The following is a 2,083-nucleotide window of genomic DNA, read 5'->3' on the forward strand; positions in this document are numbered from 1 at the left end:
TTAGATGACAAACTGCAGAATGTAATTCTAGCCGTGTTTCAATCCTTCGCGTTTTTACACAGCCAGGGTCATTCGCAGCTGAGCTAGGCGGCAGAAACTCCGATGAACTCCGCTATGCTGCCGAAGCGAAGCAGATGAGAAGGTGATGTTCGCTGCATTGAGGCATGGCCGATGCAACATTCGTTAGCTTCGTGACTTGGCAGGCACCGAGCCCACACCGGTAAGCCTTGGGCCTCTCTGACGGCACCGGGCCCCTTTTGGTCGACCCCGGGGGCCTGGCGAAACTGGTGCATCAAGTCCCTTGAGATCGACGATGAGAATCGCCGCAGAGAGCGCGCCCGGGCCTATTTCGAACAGCGATCAACCCACATCGACTGGAGGCTGTGAATGGGCACCAACCAAGCGTGACGTGGGTCACGGCGCGAGCGAACCCAAGAGAGCCACACTCTTCTCTTCCTAAACCATTGCAGGAGCGAGAATGAGCAACGAACTTCACGAACTATCCATCGGCGATCTCGATGAGGTTAGCGGTGGCGACCTGAGGTACTTCCCAACTGAACCTTCAATTACGCCATCCATCCCCATCCCGCCGCCCCTGCTGGGGCTCTTGGGGGGCGGCCCGGTCATCCCTGTAGGGTACCCTGTAGCGTATGGCTCGCCCGACCCGCGTCTCCAGTAGCGCGCACTTAACGCAGGCGGCGCCTCAAGCGCCGCCTGCGCACCTTACCGCGCCTGGGGACATCGCCAGGCGCCCACGACAAACAAGCGCAACGTGCATGCGGCCCTAGCGCGAAACCGCACGGCAACGCACACACGAGCTTGAGAAAAAAATTCCTGCACCCCTCTGCGGCCCCGCCCGGCGGGCTCGCCCTCAGGCCTGTGGCTGACCCGGCACATGCCCCTCTATCTGCAGGGCCGCGACCACCGGCGACGTCCATTGTGGGGCGTTCCTCCAGAGATGCCGACGGCCGCGTCGCGGCAAGGGATGAGTCGAGCCGCTCACAGGTAACAACGCTGCGAGGGCTACGTTCCTCGGGGGCGAGCCTGCTCACCCGTTTCCACAACCCGGCAGATTTGGAAAGTCGTCGGCAATGAGCTTGGCGACTAGCGCGCGCGCAAGAGCTGACTGAGGCGCGCTTGTATCACGTGTCGGCGTCGTTCCCGGGGCAGGCTGAGAGGGTTTGCGTGCCGGCACGAGGCGCGACCGTGACGCCGCCGATCGCGCCGCGCGAAATCATGCCGCCGGCAATGTGGTCGATCTCGTCGTTGGTGAGCGGCCGCGCGAGCTGGCGGGCGAGAATCCGCGGAATCGCACGCTCGAGGTTGTTGGCGTCGTCCTTGGCAACTTTGCTGTCGATCATGAGTGGTCTCCAAGTCAGTGGTACTGAAACAGGGTCGGCAAAAATGCCCCCCGCTTCTCACGTTGCCAGACGTGGAGGCTGCGCGATGTGATCGCGGTCACGCCACCGTGGCGAAGATCGCCAAGCGGGCAAAGAAGGCTGCATAGCTAAGTCGACGGCACAGCGGCGACGCCGTGACAGCAGTGACCACCCCCTGATCGGCGGCCCGGCACACAGCCCCCGCCGAAGAATGTGCCGAGCCTAGCCAGCCAGTGCGCTGGTCAAATCATGACCGGCTAGGGTCGATAGTGGGGCAACAATGTGGCTTTGGAAATTGCACGGCGGCAACACCTATTAGGTTTTTCGTAGTCTGAACGATTGGCGCCATGCATCGGTCGCCAACAAGCCAAAATCACGACGGTAAATCCTTACGTCTCGGGCATCGATCGTTTCCGCGCTGGTCCGACCGAAGCCCCGGACTCCCCGCTCCATCGCTATTCAGCCCCCAGCCCCAGCGATGGAGCGGGGCTACCGCGCGTACCTATGAGACAGGTAGCCAGTCTGCGTAGACACACCGAGCCCCGCCCCCAGGGTCAGGTCAGCGATCCCGGCGCAAAGCAGTATGTGGTCTTTGTGCCGGCTTGTCCCTCGCTGTACCACCACACTGCGGTGCCGGTCGGGTTTGTGCCGGATAGCACCTTGTAGGACTCGATCTGGTGGGCGTCCGGGGTGCCGGGGCTGAT

General features: G+C 62.4%; 1 protein-coding gene. It reads right to left on the reverse strand.

Annotation, left to right across the window (positions count from 1 at the left end; all coding sequences use genetic code 11):
* Positions 1-1,142 precede the first annotated feature (1,142 nt).
* Positions 1,143-1,361 (reverse strand): hypothetical protein, encoded by a 219-nt coding sequence (locus Q2941_RS51435; RefSeq protein WP_458197517.1) that lies wholly within the window; start codon positions 1,359-1,361, stop codon positions 1,143-1,145.
* Positions 1,362-2,083 lie beyond the last annotated feature (722 nt).

Source organism: Bradyrhizobium sp. UFLA05-153, from assembly GCF_054185185.1.

Coding starts and splice junctions, on each gene's coding strand:
- Q2941_RS51435 (WP_458197517.1), bottom strand. CDS start 1,361: ATGATCGACAGCAAAGTTGCCAAGGACGACGCCAACAACCTCGAGCGT.